General features: G+C 68.1%; 14 protein-coding genes and 5 pseudogenes. 13 read left to right on the top strand and 6 right to left on the bottom strand.

Features of this window, described 5'->3' with window-relative positions:
- The first annotated feature begins 113 nt into the window (after window positions 1-113).
- Window positions 114-1,097 (top strand): IS481 family transposase, encoded by a 984-nt coding sequence (locus tag ACZ3H8_RS35215; RefSeq protein WP_467408731.1) that lies wholly within the window; start codon window positions 114-116, stop codon window positions 1,095-1,097.
- 1,017 nt (window positions 1,098-2,114) lie between these two features.
- On the opposite strand, the pseudogene ACZ3H8_RS35220 reads toward ACZ3H8_RS35215, so the two are convergent.
- Window positions 2,115-2,429 (bottom strand): annotated as a pseudogene (locus ACZ3H8_RS35220) (maltokinase N-terminal cap-like domain-containing protein); the annotation flags it as partial.
- A gap of 152 nt (window positions 2,430-2,581) precedes the next feature.
- On the opposite strand from ACZ3H8_RS35220, the pseudogene ACZ3H8_RS35225 reads away from it, so the two are divergent.
- Window positions 2,582-2,701, top strand: a pseudogene (locus ACZ3H8_RS35225) (YccF domain-containing protein); the annotation flags it as partial.
- 8 nt (window positions 2,702-2,709) lie between these two features.
- The gene (locus ACZ3H8_RS35230; RefSeq protein ID WP_467408734.1) at window positions 2,710-3,882 is read left to right on the top strand and encodes a barstar family protein; all 1,173 of its coding nucleotides are present in this window, start codon (window positions 2,710-2,712) and stop codon (window positions 3,880-3,882) included.
- Window positions 3,883-4,240: 358 nt separating this feature from the next.
- Here the strand turns inward: ACZ3H8_RS35230 and ACZ3H8_RS35235 are convergent, their stop codons facing one another.
- Complete coding sequence (locus tag ACZ3H8_RS35235) at window positions 4,241-4,972, bottom strand: SDR family oxidoreductase (RefSeq protein WP_467408736.1); 732 nt, start codon at window positions 4,970-4,972, stop codon at window positions 4,241-4,243.
- Window positions 4,973-5,129: 157 nt separating this feature from the next.
- Between ACZ3H8_RS35235 and ACZ3H8_RS35240 the strand changes: the two genes are divergently transcribed.
- The gene (locus ACZ3H8_RS35240; protein WP_467408781.1) at window positions 5,130-5,606 is read left to right on the top strand and encodes an RrF2 family transcriptional regulator; all 477 of its coding nucleotides are present in this window, start codon (window positions 5,130-5,132) and stop codon (window positions 5,604-5,606) included.
- A gap of 15 nt (window positions 5,607-5,621) precedes the next feature.
- Here ACZ3H8_RS35240 and ACZ3H8_RS35245 read toward each other — a convergent pair.
- Window positions 5,622-5,813 (bottom strand): annotated as a pseudogene (locus tag ACZ3H8_RS35245) (IS5/IS1182 family transposase); the annotation flags it as partial.
- 545 nt (window positions 5,814-6,358) lie between these two features.
- Between ACZ3H8_RS35245 and ACZ3H8_RS35250 the strand changes: the two are divergent.
- The 4 genes from ACZ3H8_RS35250 (at window position 6,359) to ACZ3H8_RS35265 (ending at window position 10,102) form a co-directional block, all read left to right on the top strand.
- Window positions 6,359-7,654 carry a hypothetical protein gene (locus tag ACZ3H8_RS35250; protein ID WP_467408738.1) on the top strand — a complete coding sequence of 432 codons (1,296 nt, stop codon included), beginning with the start codon at window positions 6,359-6,361 and terminating at the stop codon, window positions 7,652-7,654.
- A 164-nt stretch (window positions 7,655-7,818) separates the two neighbouring features.
- Window positions 7,819-8,211 (top strand): GntR family transcriptional regulator, encoded by a 393-nt coding sequence (locus ACZ3H8_RS35255; protein WP_467408740.1) that lies wholly within the window; start codon window positions 7,819-7,821, stop codon window positions 8,209-8,211.
- Window positions 8,208-9,092 (top strand): ABC transporter ATP-binding protein, encoded by an 885-nt coding sequence (locus tag ACZ3H8_RS35260; protein ID WP_467408743.1) that lies wholly within the window; start codon window positions 8,208-8,210, stop codon window positions 9,090-9,092. The genes ACZ3H8_RS35255 and ACZ3H8_RS35260 overlap by 4 nt, the downstream gene beginning before the upstream one ends.
- Complete coding sequence (locus tag ACZ3H8_RS35265; protein WP_467408745.1) at window positions 9,089-10,102, top strand: hypothetical protein; 1,014 nt, start codon at window positions 9,089-9,091, stop codon at window positions 10,100-10,102. The genes ACZ3H8_RS35260 and ACZ3H8_RS35265 overlap by 4 nt, the downstream gene beginning before the upstream one ends.
- A gap of 280 nt (window positions 10,103-10,382) precedes the next feature.
- Here ACZ3H8_RS35265 and ACZ3H8_RS35270 read toward each other — a convergent pair whose 3' ends face one another.
- A complete protein-coding gene (locus ACZ3H8_RS35270; protein ID WP_467408747.1) occupies window positions 10,383-10,631 on the bottom strand; it encodes a hypothetical protein in 249 nt (82 codons plus the stop codon).
- Complete coding sequence (locus ACZ3H8_RS35275) at window positions 10,628-11,962, bottom strand: S8 family peptidase (RefSeq protein ID WP_467408748.1); 1,335 nt, start codon at window positions 11,960-11,962, stop codon at window positions 10,628-10,630. The genes ACZ3H8_RS35270 and ACZ3H8_RS35275 overlap by 4 nt, the downstream gene beginning before the upstream one ends.
- 1,375 nt (window positions 11,963-13,337) lie before the next feature.
- Here ACZ3H8_RS35275 and ACZ3H8_RS35280 point away from each other — a divergent pair.
- From ACZ3H8_RS35280 to ACZ3H8_RS35295, 4 genes and pseudogenes are all read left to right on the top strand, one after another.
- Complete coding sequence (locus ACZ3H8_RS35280) at window positions 13,338-13,841, top strand: hypothetical protein (RefSeq protein WP_467408749.1); 504 nt, start codon at window positions 13,338-13,340, stop codon at window positions 13,839-13,841.
- A pseudogene (locus ACZ3H8_RS35285) lies at window positions 13,840-14,018 on the top strand (IS5-like element IS4811 family transposase); the annotation flags it as partial. The gene ACZ3H8_RS35280 and the pseudogene ACZ3H8_RS35285, both read left to right, overlap by 2 nt.
- A gap of 86 nt (window positions 14,019-14,104) precedes the next feature.
- Window positions 14,105-14,371 (top strand): hypothetical protein, encoded by a 267-nt coding sequence (locus ACZ3H8_RS35290; protein ID WP_467408752.1) that lies wholly within the window; start codon window positions 14,105-14,107, stop codon window positions 14,369-14,371.
- 1,309 nt (window positions 14,372-15,680) lie between these two features.
- The gene (locus tag ACZ3H8_RS35295; protein WP_467408753.1) at window positions 15,681-16,691 is read left to right on the top strand and encodes a serine/threonine-protein kinase; all 1,011 of its coding nucleotides are present in this window, start codon (window positions 15,681-15,683) and stop codon (window positions 16,689-16,691) included.
- A gap of 292 nt (window positions 16,692-16,983) precedes the next feature.
- Here ACZ3H8_RS35295 and ACZ3H8_RS35300 read toward each other — a convergent pair whose 3' ends face one another.
- On the bottom strand, window positions 16,984-17,565 hold the full coding sequence (locus ACZ3H8_RS35300) for a TetR/AcrR family transcriptional regulator (RefSeq protein WP_467408755.1): 582 nt from the start codon (window positions 17,563-17,565) through the stop codon (window positions 16,984-16,986).
- A 116-nt stretch (window positions 17,566-17,681) separates the two neighbouring features.
- On the opposite strand from ACZ3H8_RS35300, the pseudogene ACZ3H8_RS35305 reads away from it, so the two are divergent.
- Window positions 17,682-18,622, top strand: a pseudogene (locus ACZ3H8_RS35305) (aldo/keto reductase).
- Window positions 18,623-19,217 lie beyond the last annotated feature (595 nt).

A 19,217-nucleotide genomic window follows, 5' to 3' on the forward strand; every position in this document is an offset into this window, starting at 1 on the left:
AAATGCCTCTCTAGATGTATTGATCACGAGCGTTGTTGAGTCGCAGGTCTTGATCATGGCGAAGGCCTCCGTGTGTGGTGGAGGTGTCGAATCTTCACCGCTCGGAGGCCTTCGTGTCCCACCGTAATGCCCGGCTGACCGTCTTTGGGAGGCGGCTGCTGGTTGAACGTGTCTGTTCTGGACGGCCGGTCGCTCACGTGGCTGCCGAGATGGGGATCTCGCGGGCCACGGCTCACAAGTGGGTCGGCCGGTGGCGGGCGGAGGGCGAGGCGGGCCTGCATGACCGCTCCAGCAGGCCGCACACCATCCCGCATCGCACGGCACCCGAGGCCGAAGCCCGTGTCTGCGAACTCCGGCAGACCCGCAAGCTGGGACCGGCCCGCATCGGCCCGATCCTCGGGCTGCCCGCCTCGACCGTGCACCCCATCCTCACCCGCCACGGCCTGAACCGCCTGGCCTGGCTCGACCGGCCGACCGGAGAGCCCATCCGGCGCTACGAGCGCACCCGGCCTGGCGAACTGGTCCACGTGGACATCAAGAAGCTCGGCAACATCCCTGACGGCGGGGGCTGGCGCACGGTCGGCAGGGCGACCGGCGACCGCAACCGCCAGGCCACCACCACCGCCCGCAAAAGCTCCCGCCCAGTGATCGGCTACAGCTACATCCACTCCGCCGTCGACGACCACTCCCGCCTGGCCTACAGCGAAGTCCTGACCGACGAACGCAAAGAGACCGCCGCAGCCTTCCGGCAGCGGGCGCACGCCTTCTTCACCGACCTGGGCATCACCGTCGAACGAGTCCTGACCGACAACGGCTCCTGCTACAAATCACGCCTCTGGCTCGACACGCTCACCGCGGCCGGCATCACGCACAAGCGCATACGGCCCTACCGCCCGCAAACGAACGGCAAGGTCGAACGCTTCAACCGCACCCTCCTGGACGAGTGGGCCTACCTGCGGCCCTACACCAGCAACACCGAACGCACCGCAGCCCTGACAGACTTCCTCCACACCTACAACCACCACCGCTGCCACACCGCACTCGCAGGCCAGCCACCCATCACCCGCGTCAACAACCCTGCGGGCCAATACATCTAGAGAGTTTCAATCGCCGGGGTTACGTGCCCGATTGCGCCGGTGACACCTGACGTTGCGTCGGCTACGCCCGTGCGCTCCGCGACGGGCTCGTCGACGCCTTCGTCACCACAACCGGCCTCGACTTCGCCCAAACCCCGGCGATCGAAGCTCTCTGGACACCGGCACGTCGGCGTCGCCACACTCATCCATGTGTGGGAAATTATGATTGGTGCCCTTGCGTGCATAGTTGGAGCTGGCGCAGCGGCGGTCGCCTATGCCCAGTATCGGCACCAGAGGCGCCAAGGAGTCCGCCTCGCCGAGAGGGAGCGCCAACTCCTGGAGAGGGAGCGCGCAGCCGATGAACGCGACAGACTCACGCAGGCTTCCCGTATCCAGGTCGGCTTCGTTCGCCAACACTCACCCTTCGTGGAGAGTGCGACGAGTTGGACGCTCCGAGTGATGAATGGCAGCAGCCAGCCGCTCCGGGGACTTACAGCTCAGTACGACGGTGAGCGACTCACCTTCGAAGAATCCGCTACTGGCCACCTGAACCCGGGCATGATCCGACACGCAAGGGTCCCCTCAAGGCTCGTCATAGACAGGCCACTCCATACGGCCACCATCATCGAGTTCACTGACGCCGCCGGACTGAGGTGGCGCAGGCTGGGCGATGGCTCACTCCAGTGTCAGAGACTGGACTCTAACGGCAGCCTTGAATGGGGCCCCAAGCAGACGCCCATCATCGAAACTGCCGCCCCGGACGTTTGGATAAGACCCGAACACTTCAGATCCCAATCACTATCCGCCGACGACTTACGCTTCGGCGAGGGCCGTTGGGAGGGCCTGGGTGACGCCCAGTAGGTTGCATCGGTGGTTTGTTGACGGCGGGTTTGTGGGGGAGTAGACCGCGAGGTGGAGGCGTCAACTACGGCCTGGGGAACCTGAGATGACGAAGCGACTGCCCTGTCGGCTGTGCTGTCCGAGGCCGGCCGCGGACGACACAGCCCGAGAATGGACCGGATGACAGCGGCTGCGGAGGGTACCGTCGTACACCCACCGCCGTCCCAGTACCCCGTGCTCGGACGTGCCGATGAGCGCCTGATCGGCTCCGTCGAGTGGTGCCCCGCGGTAACTGAGCGGTACCTGATACGTGAGCGGTTGATCGCCGGACCTGTCCGTGGCCACCAAAAGCTCGATTCCCACCTCGCCTTGCGGGTCATCGAGCCGGAAGCCGCCGGCCTTGGTCAGCTCCGGCTCACGCGCCGTGCCGATGTACCACGGCTGCGTGGGAAGCCAGGCCGCAAGAAGCTCCAGCTTGCCGGGCGTCATTGTGGTGTCGTGGATGACAGTCATACCCGACCGACCAGGCTCTGCCACGGTGTCTCGTCCTGATGTTCCGCCGTTTCGGCCCCCTTGACGCAGCGGGGCCCGGGGCAGGCCGGTGCGGGCGCCGTCCGCGTGCTGATGTGCCCGCACGATGGTGGAGTCCACCGCACCCTGCCGGCCTTCGCATTACGATCACCGGAATCCCGTCGGGAATCGGCGACTTCAAGCTGATTCCGGTCTCGCTGATGCCGTTCGGCAGAGAGATCGTCCCGACGGACACGCCCTTCGCAGCGAGGTGAGCCCGCACGTGCAGTTCCGGATAACCGGCGAGACCGAGAACGGGGACGAACCCGAGGAGACGCTGGCCCTTTGCGCGGAGGCTGACGGGTACTACGTGGACTCGCCGCCTCCCGCACGCCACCACTACGAACTTCGAGACTCCGCGCCGGAGGGACAACTGGCGAGTGCGGCGGTTCAGGCGCAGGAGAACGGGTCTGCGCCGCTCGGACTGCTGACCGTGCACGCCCTGGACCGGAACGGGACGCCCGTCGAACCCGCCTGGGACGTGTGGTGCCTCACGGACGTGCGGGTGCTGAGCGTTCGCCCGAGCTTCGCCGACCCGACCCTGGTCGACATCACTGTTGAGGGAAGCCTGGACGACGTGGCGACTGGGGCGAACGAGCAGCCGGAGATTCCCGAAGTACCCCCGGTGTTCCAGGGCTTCCACCTCTACGGCAGTGACGAAAGGCCCTGGGGACAGTGCAGGCAGGTGGCACTGATCGACAAGCGGCCTGAGCCCGACCCGGTACCGCTGCGACTGCTGGGGTGCGAGCCGAGCGGGCGGCTGCTTGCCGCACTGGAATCAGGTGACGACCAGTTAGACCTGGGCGGGGTTTATCTGGGTCCGCTCGACCGCACGGGCCGCGCCATCGAGGAACACTGGATATGCCTGCACGTCGAGTCGTGGTCATACTCCACTCCCGGAACCGGCCAGGTCGACCTCACGCTGAACGTCTCGTGCGACGACTTCCGGACCGCAGCGGCTCGCGAAGCCCATGAGCTCTGGTCGGCAGGACCGCCGACCGAACCCAATCTCTGGGCCCCACTCGGCACGGCCGGCCGCGCCGCGTGGTCAAGGGCGGCGCAGAGCAATCTGTCGGCCCGACGTACGTCCGATGCGCCACCGGGCGCCACGTATCACCTGGACGGCAGGTACATCACCGACGTAGTGGGCTTCAGCCTGGCCCTCGGCGAGGCCATGAACGGACCGGGCGGGTACTTCGGCACATGCTTCGGCACCATCGAGTACTGCCTCGAGAGAGGCCACGGAGTCCAGCGGCCGTTCACCCTGGTTTGGCACGACCACCACATCGCCCGCACCTGCCTCGGTCGGAACCCGCTCACACACGACGCATCCCCTTCCTTCGAGCAGATCCTCGAGTTCTTCGCCGAGCATGAGATCGAAGTCCTCCTGGCCTGACTGTCGGTGCCGTGATCAACGATGAACACGTGACCGGTTGGGGTCCCCGATCTCGCTCGGGTCTGGTCGTGCACCGCCTTCGACTTCCGCCCACGGTACGGACGCTGCTCATGGAGCACCGGCCATTCCTCCGCCGGTAGTTGGCGCAGCGCGCGCGGCGGCACCAGGTGGTCGCGGCCCATGTCGTCGTGGTGACGAATCTGCACATCCATACGGCCGCTCCCTCCGTCCCGCGCGCAGTATTTGATGTCGGCTGCGGGGCAACATCTTCATCAGCACCACGGCCCCACACTGAGCCTTTTCCAACTTGCCGCTGGTGCCTGGGTGCGCAGCAAGTCGAGTGCTGGAGGGGGACCGTTCAGGAGAGCCAGTCGGTGTAGTGGGTGGGGGCGATGCGGGCGTCGTTCGGGGCGGTGAGGACGTCACCGTCGACGGCGGCGAACATGCCGGCGCTGTCGTCGGTGACGACAGACCGTCCGTCGCTCTTGGCCGTGAGGGTGAGCCGGCCGAGTTCGTCGAGGGGATAGACGTCAGGGCCCGCGATGTTGAGGACGCCGTTCAGGGGGGTGCCCACGGCTGCTTCGGCGACAAAGCGGGCAACATCTGCGGCAGCGATCGGCTGGATTGGCGTGCGTGGCAGACGGACGGTGTCACCGTCAGTGGTCCAGGGCAGGACTGCGTCGATGAACTCCATGAACTGCGTGGCGCGGACGATGGAGTACGGGACGGGCCCGGCCTTGAGGATGTCCTCCTGGAGTACCTTCGCCCGGTAGTAGTCCAGGTCCGGAACTTGGTCCACTCCGACGATGGAGAGGATGACGAAGTGCCCGACTCCGCTCTTCTCGCTCGCGGCAAGAAGGTTGTCCATCGAGGTCTGGAAGAAGGCGAGCGAGGCGTCGTCGAAGGTCGGGGAATTCGTCAGATTGATGACGACGTCTGCGCCCGCTACCGCCGCCTCCAGGCCCTGGCCAGTGATGACGTCCACGCCCGTGGACGGGGAGTGCGGTACGGCCTGATGTCCGGCCGTGTTCAGGTTCTCCACGACCTGCGACCCGATCCGTCCGGTTCCACCGATGACTGCGAACTTCATGATCTAGCCTTCCTTCGACGACATTGACCGATACGCGGCTTATGCGGCCTTGGTTGCACCCTACGTGGACCCAAACTCGGACACTCTCTATCCGAGATAATACTCGGACATCGCATGTCCGAGTCAATGGCGCCGCGGGTAGGGTGAAGGGGTGAAGATGTCCGGTGGCGTGGAGTGGGCTCTGCACTGCTGCGTCGTGCTGACCTCGGTGGAGGAGCCGGTGCCGGCAGCGCGGCTTGCGCAACTGCACGACGTCCCGCCCGCATATCTCGCCAAGCAGCTCCAAGCCCTCTCGCGCGCCGGGCTTGTGCAAGCTGTGCAGGGAAAGTCGGGCGGCTACGTCCTGACCCGATCTCCCGCGTTGATCACAGTGCTTGATGTCGTCGAAGCAGTCGACGGGCCCGGCCCGGCATTCGTGTGCACGGAGATCCGCCAGCGCGGCCCAATGGCGACCCCGCCCGAGTCCTGCACTGCGCCGTGTGCGATCGCCCGTGCCATGGCCTCTGCCGAGTCGGCGTGGAGGAAGGCTCTGCGGTCCGTTACCATCGCCGACCTGGCCAACGACGTCGAATCCGACAACGGGGACGGCGCCCTTGCCGGCATCAGCGCCTGGCTGAGTGCAGCCGACACCTAGGGCTGGTCCGGATGATCATGTGCGGAGCCAGCTGACAAGGGCTGCTGCGGTGGCGGTGCCGAGGAAGACGTAGCCGCGTTTGTCGTAGCGAGTGGCCACGGCCCGGGACTGCTTCAGCCTGTTGATCGCCCGTTCGACGGTGTTGCGTTTCTTGTACCGCTCTTCGTCGAAGCCCGGCGGCCGTCCGCCACGTGATCCTTTGCGCAGCATCGGGGGCGGAGATCGACACGAGCTCGTCCGCAGGTGATCGGAATCGGGAACAGCAGCCCGAACAGCAGCCCGAACAGCAGCCCCCCGCGGCGACGGAAACCACGCGCGTCAGTCCTCGCGGTGCGCAGCGAAGGGGCTGATCCTGCGCGACTGGAAATGAGCTGGCGACGAGAAGGTCGACTACTCGTGGCCTTGCGGGGCGCCATCGATGCAGCAGCAGAGCGGGCATAGCCGCACCCGTCGGAGACGTCCGCCGGTGAACGATAAGAACGAAATGATCAGGTCATGGGATTGCGGCCCGCCCGTCCTTAGCATCGCCCCTACCGCGCAACGGTGCGCCAATGAGGACGAGGAGCACACCCATGTCCAGGCCCACATCCATCGCATCGGGTATCCGCAGGTGGTCCGGAACCCGTCGGCGCCGCCGTGCGGTCGTGACGGCATGTATTGCGGGACTTGGTCTCGGTTCGCTCGCCGGCCAGGCTTCACCCTCGGCGGCGGCGGCGGCGAGCGAACCGATATCCGCCGCGTGCCCGGCCGGCATGACGGGAAAGGCCACGTGTTACTCCGGCCAGGATGCCCATGGCGCCTACTACGCGATCGCCATCCCCAAGGAATGGAACGGCTCGCTCGTCATGCACGCCCACGGCGGCCCTGACCTCGGCGAGGGCTCCGACCCGGACCGCAGCATCGGCGACCTGGATCGCTGGTCGGTGATGGTGGACGAAGGCTATGCCTGGGCCGGCTCGTCCTATCGCCGCGGCGGCTACGGGACCCGGATGGCCGCCGCCGACACCGAGAACCTGCGCCGCCTGTTTGTCGAGGAGTTCGGCGAGCCGAGGCGGACCTATGTGCACGGCCAGTCCTGGGGCGGCGACGTCGCCGCCAAGGTCGTGGAGGTCTACGGCGCGGCGAAGCACGGGCGGTACGACGGCGCGCTGCTCACCAACGGTGTCCTCGGAGGCGGTTCGCGCGGGTACGACTACCGTCTGGACCTGCGCGTGGTCTACCAGTACTACTGCCGGAACCACCCCCGCCCGACCGAGGCTCAATACCCGTTGTGGGAAGGGTTGCGCGCTACTTCGACCATGACGACCGCGGGGTTGCGGGCCCGCCTGCAGGAATGCACGGGATTCGCCTCCGCACCGCATGAGCGGACCGCTCTGCAGCAGCGCAATCTCGGCGACATCCTTGGCGTCACAGGAATACCGGAGCGCGCCTTGGAGTCGCATCTGCGGTTCGCGACGTTCACCTTCCGCGACATCGTGCACAACCGGCTCGGCGGGCGTAATCCGTTCAGCAACCAGGGTGTGCGCTATTCCGGATCCCATGACGACGAGGCGCTCAACGCAGGCGTTGAACGGTTCTCCGCCGTCACGACCGCCGTGCGTGACCTCTCCTACGACAGCGACATCACGGGCAAGGTCTCGATCCCCGTTCTCACTCTGCACGCGATCGACGATCCGACGGCATTCGTCGAGCACGAGGCGGCCTACCGCGACAGCCTCCAGGGTGCCCACCGGGAGAGGAATCTGGTGCAGACCTTCACCCAGGAGAGCGAACACAGTGGGCTGAGCAACTCCGAGTACGCCAACTCGATCTCGGCCCTGGACGCCTGGGTACGCACCGGCAAGAAGCCGACGCCGAAGTCGATCGCGGCATCCTGCACGGCATTCGACGGCACGTACGGTACCGGCTGCTTCTACGAGCCGGGCTTCTTCCCCGATGCCTACGCCTCGCGGGTCAACCCGCGGCCGGGCGGTCTGCGCTGGCCGGCCATGACCGCGGCCCAGGAGAAATCCTGGAGCCGGTACGACGGCGTGGGCATCGCTCCCTGAGCCCGCCACCGATCTGGGCCCAAGCCCGCTGCCGCCCATACGCAGCGGGCTCCCCGCACAGACCTCACAACTGACGAGCAAGCAGGGGCCGGTGGGGGTTGACACCAGCCCCTCTCTTGCATCACGCTTCCACTACTCAATTAGTGAAAGGGTGGTGCAGCATCGTGGTCGAGTTCCGTATCGATCGGCGCAGCGGCGTCGCCACCTATCTCCAGATCGTCCAGCAGACCAAACAGGCCCTGCGCCTGGGCCTGTTGGAACCGGGCGACCGGCTGCCCACGGCCCGCGAGGTCGTCGAAGCGACCGCGATCAACCCGAACACCGTGCTCAAGGCCTACCGCGAACTGGAACGTGACGGCCTCGTCGAAGCACGGCGCGGCCTCGGCACCTTCGTCACCCGCACGCTCGGCGGCGGCACCCAGGCCGACCACCCGGCCCTGCGCGCCAACCTCACCGACTGGGTGACCCGGGCCCGCGACGCCGGTCTGGAGAAGGACGACATCACAGCGCTCTTCACATCCGTAATGGAAGAGCAGGACAAGGGGGACCACGCATGACAGTCGCAGCCATCGAGGCAAGGGGCCTCGGCCGGACATACGGCAGGCGGCGCCGCCCCGCTCTGCGCGAATGCTCGTTCCGGGTGCCCACCGGACGGGTCTGCGCCCTGGTCGGCCCCAACGGCGCCGGTAAGTCCACCCTTCTCGCGCTCGCGGCCGGGCTGCAGCGCCCGAGCGAAGGCGTCCTGCGCGTCCTCGGCACCAACCCCGCATCCGTACGCGAGAAGTTCGCGTACGTCGCCCAGGACAAGCCGCTCTACCCGCAGCTGACCATCGGCGCCACCCTGCGCCTGGGCCACGAGCTCAATCCCGGCCGCTGGAACGCCGCGATCGCCGAACGCGTCGTCGTGGAGGGCGACTTGGACCATGACACCCGCGTCCGGTCCCTCTCCGGCGGCCAGCGCACCCGCGTCGCCCTCGCGCTCGCCCTCGGCAAGCGTGCCGAACTGATGCTGCTGGACGAGCCGATGGCCGACCTCGACCCGCTCGCCCGCCACCGCCTGATGGGCACCCTGATGGCTGAGGCCGCCGAGCACGGCACCACCGTCGTGATCTCCTCGCACGTCCTCACCGAGCTGGAGACCACCTGCGACTACGTCCTTCTCGTCGACAGCGGCCGTATCCGCCTCGCCGGCGAGACCGAGGACCTGCTCACCGCACACACCCTGATCACGGGGCCGGTCGCCGACCTGGACCCGCACATCGTCGTCGAATCGCGGACGACGGGACGTCAGCTGACCGCGCTGGTACGGGGGTCCGGCGCGGTCAGTGACGTCTGGCAGACGGACCGGCCGTCCCTGGAGGAAGTGCTCATGGCCCATCTCCGCAGTCCCGGCGCCCCGGCACTGCTCACCCCGAGCGCGGAGGTGGCAGCGGCATGAGCGCCCCCGCCACCCCCCCAGTCCCGGCGGCCTCCCCGGCCCCGGCGGCCCCTGCCTCTCGTGGTCTCCACGGCCTGCCCTGGGCGGTGCTGCGGCTGCACCGCTGCGCGCTGCTGGTCGCCCTCGCCTTCGTAGCCGCCGGCACCGCCGCCCTCGTGTGGCTGCACGCCGCAGGCCCGGAGGCCGCACGGTCCCTCTCCTGCGGATCGCCCGACAGCGGCCTGCGGCCGTGCCTGGAGTCCACCACCACCTCCGCCGCCGCCGAATACGGCGGCAGCATGAGCACGGCGGCCACGCTGATCGCCTGGCTGCCGTTCGCCGTGGCCGTGTACGCGGGCGCCGTACTGATAGGCCGCGAGCTGGAGCGTGGCACGGTCGCCCTGGCCTGGACCCAGTCAGTCACGCCGACCCGCTGGCTGGCCGCGAAACTCCTGCTCCCCGCAGTGCTGATCACCTCGGGCATGGCGCTGCTCTCACTGCTGTACCGCTGGGCGCGCAGCTCCGGCACGGAAGCGCTGGTCGACGAGTGGTACTACGACGACGTGTTCCGTGCGCTCGGGCCCGCAGGCATCGCGTACACGCTCTGCGGCCTTGTCATCGGCGCGCTCGCGGGCCTGCTGCTCCGTCGCGCCCTGCCCGCCGCCGGGCTCGCCTTCCTCGCCACCGTCTTCCTGGCCGTCCTCGGCGACCGGCACCGCGGAGAACTGTGGCCGGCCACAGACCGGACCACCACCGGTTCCGCCTCCGAGCTGACCAACGGCGTCTGGCAGCTGGAGAACGGCGTGCTGAGCACCTCTGGGCAGCGCATCGCGGAGACCCCGTGCTGGGACCAGTACGGCGAGGCTCTGGCACAGTGCCGGTCGCAGGAAGGCATCACCGGCGCCTATGCCGTCTTCCACCCCTCCTCGCACTTCTGGCCGCTCCAGCTCGTCGAGACCGGTGTCGTCCTCGCCCTCACCGCGGTGCTGACCGCCGCGGCGTTCGTGGTGCTGCGCCGCCGCCACACCTGACTCGATCGGCGTACGCGTTCGCAGGGCTTGCGGGTTCCGACCGCCGGGAGCCCTGCCCCGCTGTCCCTCTCGGTCATGGTCGACGATCAGCGTCACCGGGTGGGGCTGAGCAGCCGCCGAGGTGTTCGCGACGCTCTGGTGGGTGGATCTGCCGCGGCCAAGACGCAGCCTGGTGGCCTGTACTCGCGAGCCAGGCGGCAGTGAGGTACGGGCCAGGTCAGGTGCTGGCGAGGGAGCCGGCGGCGGACGCGAGCATCACGGAGTACGACGTTCCTCAGACTCACTGGATCGGGGAGTCGGGCGGGGGGAGGTGGATGGTGCGGTCCCAGTCGACGGATTCGACGCCGGCGACCGCCTCCAGGGCCGGGATCCGGTCCTCCGCGATGGTGCCGGAGAGCGTGCCGAGGATCGGCTGCTCGCCCGTGACGGTCAGCCCGGCCCGTCGCGTGGCCTCGACCACTTCCGCGAACCGGTCGGGGTCGACCGCGAGGATGACCCCGACCGGCTCGGACTCGGACGACTCGCTCACGGGGCCTGGAGCAGACCCGAGCCGACGTCCCTGACGGGTTGCGTCAGCGGGAATGCACTGGACAGCAGACCGGCCTTGAGATCCGCAGGAGAAGCGTTGGGGTTGGCCTGGGCGAGCAGCGCGAGGACACCCGCGACGTGCGGCGTGGCCATGCTGGTGCCCGACATCGACTGGTACCCGCCGCCAGGGGCGGCCGAGCGCACGTCCCTGCCGGGCGCGGCGATGTTGACCTCGCCGCCCGCGCCGTTGATGCCGCCGCAGGAGAAGAACGACGTCGTGAGTGCCTTGTCGAGCGAGCCCACCGCGAGGATGGAGGGGCAGTTGGCGGGTCGGCCGACAGGCTCGATGGACTGGGGGCGTCGGCTCTCGTTGCCCGCGGCGGCGACGATCACCGTCCCGCGCTGGAGCGCACGCTGGGCCAGCTGCTCATACGTCTGGGGGAAGAGCTCACCCGGCCGGACCCGAGCGCCGAGCGACATGGAGATCACCAGTGCGCCGCGGGCGACGGCCCAGGCCATGCCCGCCAGGATCTGGCCGTCGGTGCCGCTGCCCGCGTTGCTGAGCACCTTCGCGGCGAGTACCCCGGCCTCGCTTGCCACGCCGTAGCGGGGCTCCTGCTGGGGATTGGCCGGACCGGCTGCGGTGCCGATGCAGTGCGTGCCGTGGCCATGGCCGTCCTCGACGGTCTCACCGGGCACGAAGGAGGCCGTCTCCTCTATGCGCCCGACCAGGTCCGGGTGGTCGGTGTCCACGCCGGTGTCGAGTACGGCGATCTTCACACCGCGTCCGGTCAGGCTGGACATGTTGGCCCGGATCGCCTGGAGGCCCCAGGTCCAGTTCTGCTCGTCCCAGGCCGGGCCCTGGCCAGCGGCGATTTCGGCCTTGGTGTGGCGTTCAACCACTTCCTCGTCGCTGCGGTAGGCCGGGAAGAACTCGGTCGGTGCCTGCTGCGGGGCGGTGATCACCGAGGCGTAGACCATGCGCTCCGGCTCGGCCGCGATGATCGAGGGCTCAGCCTCGGCCATGGTCACCAGCGCGTGGCGCTGGTCGGGCCGCACTTCGACAACGGCGGCGCCGAGTTCTTCGAAGAGCACCGAGACGTCGGGGCGCTCAAGGAGTTCGGCGACGTTCGCGGCCTCGGTTCCTCGGACACGCTCTACAGGCGCGATGTCGGCGGCGGAACGCAGTGCGTTCAATCCGCTCTCCTGGTTGCTCAGGTCGAGCAGGACCACGTACCGGCCTGTGTACTCCGCGCCCTGGCCCCCGAGGGGGCCACTGGGCCGATCCGGCTGCTCGCCGAAGGCGCGCCTGTCCATGGGTCCGTTTGCCATTGAATTCCCGCTTTCTGTGCGCTTCCCCGGTTCGTGGACGCGCGCCGATTCGCGGAGTTCAGGCGCCAAGGATGGTGGGGCGCGGTTCAGCCGCGTATCGACGCGTGATGCCGTCGCCTGCAAGGCTGTCCCTTGCCAGGCCGTTACCTCGGCAACGCCCCCTCGTACACCGTCGCACTGGGCACGGGGGCCCGCAACACAGCGCCGTCGCCGTCGCAGTCCGTCTGCGGGCCGTCGTACGCTGAGGCCCGTTGAGGATGGCACCGCATGCGCGGAGGGACGACTGACGCTCCTGCATGTCGGCCTGGCCGCAGCCGGCGCCGACAACACCGAGCCTGCAGCGGCCACCACAAACGCCGGGGCCACAGCCCATAAAGCTGTGGTGCCCCGTCACCATAAGCACGGTTGCAGTACGGTGGCAGCCATGCCCTGGGCGCGCATGCGCAGGGTGAATCCGGCGCACCGGAAGGCAAGTCCCTCGGCGAGCCGCTGCCCCAACGAGACGAGGTGACCCCGGACTTGGCCATGGGGGCGGCAGGAACGGATCCGGAGACCGATCGTGGTCCGGGGACCGCGGCAGCCGGGGGCACCACCGCTCCTTCACCGTCACCAGCTCGCGGGTACCTGCGCTGGCTGCGTCGTGTGGTCGCGGTCGTGGTCAGTGTCTGCGCCGTCATGAGCGCGGTGCGGCTGGTCGGGCCCGCCACCACGGGAACGACGGGGGAGCCGCCCGGGGTCCTGCGGCAGCTGGCCTTCCTCCGGGCGCAGTTGAACAGTCAGGCCGGTGACGAGGCACAGCGGCAGTTCCCGGAGGGGTACTTCTTCCTGCACGCGCTGTACGGCCTGAGCTGGGTGGAGATCGGGTTGCGCGATCCGGCCGGTGAGCAGGCGGAGGCGCTGCGGGAGGCACGCTGGGCGTTGCACCAGCTCGACTCGCCGGCCGGCCGCGCTCCGTTCAGCCCCAACCTCGTCCCACCGTACGGTGTCTTCCATCGCGGCTGGAGCAACTGGCTACGCGGCGGGGTACTGAGCCTGCAGCCCGCCGGGCAACGCCCGCGTAGCGAACTGCAGCGATTTGTCAATGATTCCGCCGCCCTCGGGGCGGCGTTCGATGCCTCACCGTCGCCTTTTCTGCCCGCCTACCCCGGGCAGGCGTGGCCGGTTGACTCCACCGTGGCGATGGCGTCCCTGCGGCTGCATGACACGCTGCTGCCGCCCCGGTTCGCCGAGAGCGTCCAGCGCTGGCTAGGGGGAGTACGGCAGCGCCTCGACCCGCGCACCGGACTGCTCCCGCACCGGGTCGACGTCGCCACCGGTGAACCGGTGGAGGTGGAGGGGCAGCTCACAGAGCATCATCCAGCGCTTCCTTCCGGAGGTGGATTCCGTCTTCGCCGACGAGCAGTACCGGCGCTTCCGCGACCAGTACGTGACCTGGCCACTCGGCCTCGGGCCGGCCGTGCGGGAGTACCCCGACGGTGTGGACGGCCCGGCCGACGTCGACTCCGGCCCGCTTCCCCTCGGCGTAAGCCTGTCGGCGAGCGTGGTCACCATCGGCGCGGCCCAGGTTCACCACGACGCTCCGCTCGCTGCGGCACTGGCCAACTACTCCGAGCTCGTCGGCCTGCCGGTCGACACCCCGTGGACCAAACGCTATGCCTTCGGCCTGCTCGCCATCGGCGACGCGTTCCTGGCGTGGTCGAAGACGGCACGTCCCTGGGTGGCGCGCGCCGCTTCGCCACCGCCGAGTACTGTCTCGTCGTTGTGGCCCACACCGCTGCTGTCGCTGCTGGCCGTCCTCGGTGCCGCGCCGTGGTTGCCCGCCCTGCTGCGGCACCGCCCACGCAGCCGCGCCAATCCCAGGGGCCTGGAGACGCTGTGATGCGTGCTGTCTCAGGGAGGTTCTGTTCCGGCTTCGCCTGATGCACCGCGAGACCACCGTGTCTGGGCCGACTCCGCCTACTTCGGCCAGCTCGTCACCTGGGCGAAGAAGTACTTGAGCCTCACCATCAACATCGTCGCCCGGCCTCCGGGACAGCCAGGCTTTGTGCACCCACCAGCGGAACCGGTCTGCCTGGCCGAACACGGCACCGGCCCTGCTCGCGCAGGCCGTGTGAGACGCCTCCGGCGAGTGGATGACGGTGGGTGTCGTTCATGAGGCGGGCCGCGTTGCTGGCCCTGGCACCCGCCGCGGTGGCAGCGGCCGCCTACCTGGGCGCTGTCCAGGCCGCCCTCGCCTACGGGGAGTCAGTGCACAGTGCCTTCGACCTCCATCGCTTCGATCCTCTGAAAGCATTGCACCTGCCGCTTCCCGCCAATCGGGAGGCCGAGATCACCCTGCACACGTCGCTCTGCAACGAATGGCGTCAGGGGCTGCCCTTCAGGCCGACGTACCGCCACCCCGAACCATGAGCATGACCAGCCAGTGGTTTCCCTGGCTCGGTGTGCTCGAGGTGACTCAGGACCTTGACGGCGATCAGGCTCGGCCGAATATGAGTACGTCAGGACGAACGAGCTGAGTACATCGTTCGATTCGCGCCCGCGCCGCTGCTGATCGAATGAGCACCATGATTCCTGAGGCACCGCGGAAGATCCGCTTGCAGCACGTCACCACCACCGGCTGGGCCTTGGCCCCGGCCCTGCTCCCGCTGGTGGCCGGCGTACTGCTGGCCAAGACGATGGCCGCGGATCCGCTCACGCCGGTCAATGCGATGATCACGCAGCGGGGGCAGCGTGTACGTATCTCACCGTCGCAGTGGCGCAGTTGCGGCCAGGATGCGCTGCGCAGGGGAAAGGCCGCTGCTGCGCAGGTCGGCAATGCGCCCGGTTGCCGGCATGCCGAGTCCTGTACCTGGCGATGCCGGACGTCTCGTATGCGGTCCGTCCCAAGGGCGGCACTGGGCTGCTCTTGTGGTTGCACTGCCGGGAGGCCCCCGGGACCGCCGATACGTTGATCAGGCATGCCGTTTCAGCGCTCGCGCGGCCTGTTCACGCGTTCCACTTTGCCCGGCTCTGTCCCGGGGTCCGGAAGCCTGCCGACTCGTCACTTCCCAGCCACCACAAGGGTGTTGGAGCGCGCAGGATTCTCGGGAGAGCGGCTGCAGAGGTATGTGCGGCCGACCTGCCCGCACACGGACCGTTCGCCTGCATCGCCGAGTTGGAGGACGAGCGGGACGAGCCGGGTCGCCGTCTGGTGGTCCGCAACGGCGGGAGTCGGCCGAGTCCTGGGCGGCGTTGAGCCCCCTATTTCCGGCCACCCCTCAGGCAGGCGTACCCAGAGGCGGGTCGGCTCGTCGGGGACCCGTCGGCGGCCCAGGAGGTTCACCTCGAGCGCCCGTCGCCGGGCGTCGGTGATTGGTGTCGGTGTCGGTGTCGGTGGGCTTCCTGGAGGGAGGCAGTCGCGGTGCCGGTGCCTCGGCTGCGGCCCGGGGACGGTGACGGGACGTGAGTGGTGGGTGGCCGGCTGTGGGATCGGGGTTGGTTTTGATCAAGCAGTTGTGTGGGTGAGTGGATAGAATTTGGGTGTGGGTGAGTGGCCTGTTGGTTCGGCTGCGCCGGGGTGTGTCTTCGGGGCCGATTCGGGTTGCGTGGCGATGGGTTCGAGCGGGCACCGCGGGGTGTGGGGTGTCGGGCCGGGGAGGGTCGTCTGCTTCGGTGATCCGGCTGGTGGTCGGTGTGTCTGTCTCGCGGCTGTCGCACGGTTGGATGGTGGTGGCGTGTGATGGGCGCGGCGTCGGATGGGATGAATCTGTATTCGGGTCGGGCTTCGGGCCTGATCGGGGCGCAGATTGCTGGTTACCGGGTGGAGCGTGAGATCGGTCGTGGGGGTATGGCCGTTGTGTACTGTGCACGGGATTTGCGTCTTGACCGTACGGTTGCGCTGAAGCTTCTTGCCCCGGAGCTGGCCCGCAATGACACCTTCCGTCGCCGTTTCACGCACGAGTCGCGTGTGGCTGCAGCGATCGACCATCCTCATATTGTGCCGATCTTTGAGGCCGGTGAGATGGATGGTGTCTTGTATATCGCCATGCGTTATGTCTCGGGGCTGGATCTGCGGGCATTGCTCGACCGGGACGGTCCGTTGCCGGTTGCGACTGCGCTGCGTATCGCCGCTCAGGTGGCGTCGGCACTTGATGCGGCCCATGAACATGACTTGGTGCACCGGGATGTCAAGCCCGGCAATATTCTGGTTGCCCGGGGCACTGACAGTGATCACCCTGAGCATGTCTATCTCACGGATTTCGGGCTGACGAAGAAGTCGCTGTCGCTGACCGGGTTCACTGAGGTGGGCGAGTTCGTCGGCACACTCGACTATGTGGCACCGGAGCAGATTTCGGGCCGCCCGGTGGATGGCAGGTGCGATCTGTACAGCCTTGCCTGCGTCGTCTACGAAACCCTCGCGGGTGGGCCGCCTTTCCAGCGGGATGAGGACATGGCGCTGCTGTGGGCGCATCAGTACGATCAGCCGCCTGCCCTGAGCGAGAGACAGCCGGGGATCTCGTCGGCGGTGGACGGCGTTCTGGCAAAGGCCCTGGCGAAGGTTCCCGCGGACCGTTACGGCTCCTGCCTGGAGTTCGTGGCGGCTCTGCGTGCCACTGCGAGCGGTGTCGGCAGGGGTTCGCATCCGCCGACACAGGTGGATCCCGGGGTTGTCGCAGTTGCGCGGCACCCCGGGCCGGCCCCGGATCCGCCTGTCTGGGCCCGGCCGGTCTTTGTCCGTCCGCCCGGTTAGGTTCTGTCCGGCGGACCATGCTGGGTTACGAAGGGCCCGTAAACGCTCCCCGGCTGTGGCCGACAGGCCGGCTGCCGCCTGCGGTGGGGGGGGGTGTGAGCGACACGCCTTGAGCGCCTAACCCGACAGGCACTCCTGCACTGGCGGCTTGGTCGTGACCGGTCCTGGAAAGACCTCGACCCCGTTCGCACGCCGCAGGCTCGGACATCGTCGAGACCGCGCGGCTAGCACGCCTCGGTGGCTGGGCTGGCCCGGCAGGTCGGCACGAGCACTTGGCGCACTGTGTGGCGCTCTACGCGGGCTCCACATCGGTCGGGGGGCGCAGGCCGTCGAGCGCAGCCTGGAGGATTGGCTCGAGGTAACGGGTGTCGCCATGGATCGTGGCGATGGCGATGATCATGTCGAGGATCTGCTCGAGCGTGAGGTCGTCACGGACTTCCTGGACACGCTGTGCGGCGGCGAGGAGTGGTCGGCCGGCGGCGAGCACTCGGGCGCGGTTTTCGCTGAATACGGGGTTGCTGCTGTCCAAGTGCGCCAGCAGCTCGGAGGCGATGTGGCGCTTGCTGGTCGAGAAGGCGAAGAACTGGTGCAGCCAGGCCATGAGCACCGCTCCCGGCGTCTCGCCGTCGACAGTCTCGGCGGCCTCGCAGATGGCGTTGACCTCGTCGGTGTAGAGGGCCTCCAGGAGCTCTCGGCGGCCAGGGAAATTGCGGTAGAGAGTCGCCATGCCGACCCCGGCGCGACGCGAGATCTCGGCCATCGACACCTGAGCGCCGGGTTCGGCGAATGCGGCGCGAGCGGCCGCGAGGATCTTGTCGCGGTTGCGCTCGGCGTCGGCACGTCTCGACGGTGAGGGCAGCTGGGCCGAGGTCATGAGTTCCTAAGTGGAGAGGTTATCCGGTACGTTGAACGGACAGGCTATCCGTTTCTGCGTGGAGCCTGATTGTACCCACCTGCCGCGACTGATTCGCGGTGACTTGAGGAGCCTCCATGGACTACCGACCTCTCGGACGCACCGGCGTCTCCGTCAGCCAGCTGTGCCTGGGTGCGATGATGTTCGGCGCTTTCGGCAACCCTGATCACGACGACTCGGTCAAGATCATCCACCGCGCCCTCGACGCCGGGATCAATTTCATCGACACCGCCGACGTCTACTCCGGCGGGGAGTCGGAGCAGATCGTGGGCAAGGCGCTCGCCGGCGGACGACGTGAGAACGTCGTGCTCGCTACGAAGGTCGGTCTGCCGTTCGGCGAGGACCCCAACCAACGTGGAACGTCGCGGCGGTGGATCACGGAGGCGGTCGAGGGTTCGCTGCGCCGGCTGGGGACCGACTGGATCGACCTCTACCAAGTCCATCGTCTCGATGCGGCCGTCGACATTGACGAGACCCTGGGCGTCCTGTCTGAACTGGTCCGCGCCGGAAAGATCCGGGCATTCGGCGCCTCAACAGTCTCTGCCTCCGAGATCGTCGAGGCGCAGTGGACCGCCGACCGCCGCGGCCGCGAGCGGTTCCGCACCGAGCAGCCCCCTTACTCTCTCCTGACCCGCGCCGTCGAGAGGAGATCGCCGGGCCGGGTTCGATGGCTCGGCAGCGCCGTTTCCCCGGCGCCTACGACGTTACGTCCCCGGCGAACGCGGCAAAGCTCGACGCAGCCGACGCTCTCGGGGCGCTCGCCGACGAGGCCGGGATGACCCTCACCCAAATGGCGATCGCGTTCGTCACCCGCCACCCGGCGGTCACCTCCGCGATCGTCGGCCCGCGCACGATGGAGCACCTCGAGTCCTACCTGGCAGCCGACGACATCGACCTGTCCAGCGACCTGCTCGATCGCATCGACGAGATCGTCCCGCCCGGACACACGATCAACATCGCCGACAACATGTGGGGCACGAGTACGTCAGCGCTGGACACCGCATTCCGCCGCCGGTAGAGCATCGGTTTACGGGCTCATTTTGCCCGCGCTGGGTGTGAGGGACACGCGGGCGGATACGCGTCGAGGCTTTCCGGGATCGGGAGCGACCAAGCTGCCCAGCCGGAATGCCTCGACGATGTCCGAGCCTACGACGTGCTCACGTGCGCGCTCTCACCCGCGCAACCCTGCCTTGCCGCGCCTCGTACGCTCGCCCTCCGTTCCCGCATCGGCGCCGGGCCGGGGGAAGGGGGTGGGGCGATGTGGGACGGGATCGAGTTGTGGCTGCGTAAGGCCGGTGGGCTTCTGCTGACGGGTGTGCTCATGACGGGATACGCGTTCGTGAGCGGTGGTGGCTGCCATGGCGCGTGATGGTCATCCGCGCCGGCATCGGGGCAGTAGTGGGGTGCGGGGTCGAGACGTGGAAGCTGCTTCGCAGTCGGGAATCGGCCAAGCCCCGCATTGGATCGCCTGGAGGCAGCCGAGCGTGGGGAAAGCGTGTCGTGAAGGCCCGTCAGTTTTAGACTGCTGTCGGCCCCTTGGGCCCCTCGACTCTTGCCATGTCCAACCGCAGGTCGGAGGCGCGAACGGTCGGTCAGTGACCTTACGTGCTCGT

The organism is Streptomyces sp. NPDC002868 (assembly GCF_055563295.1).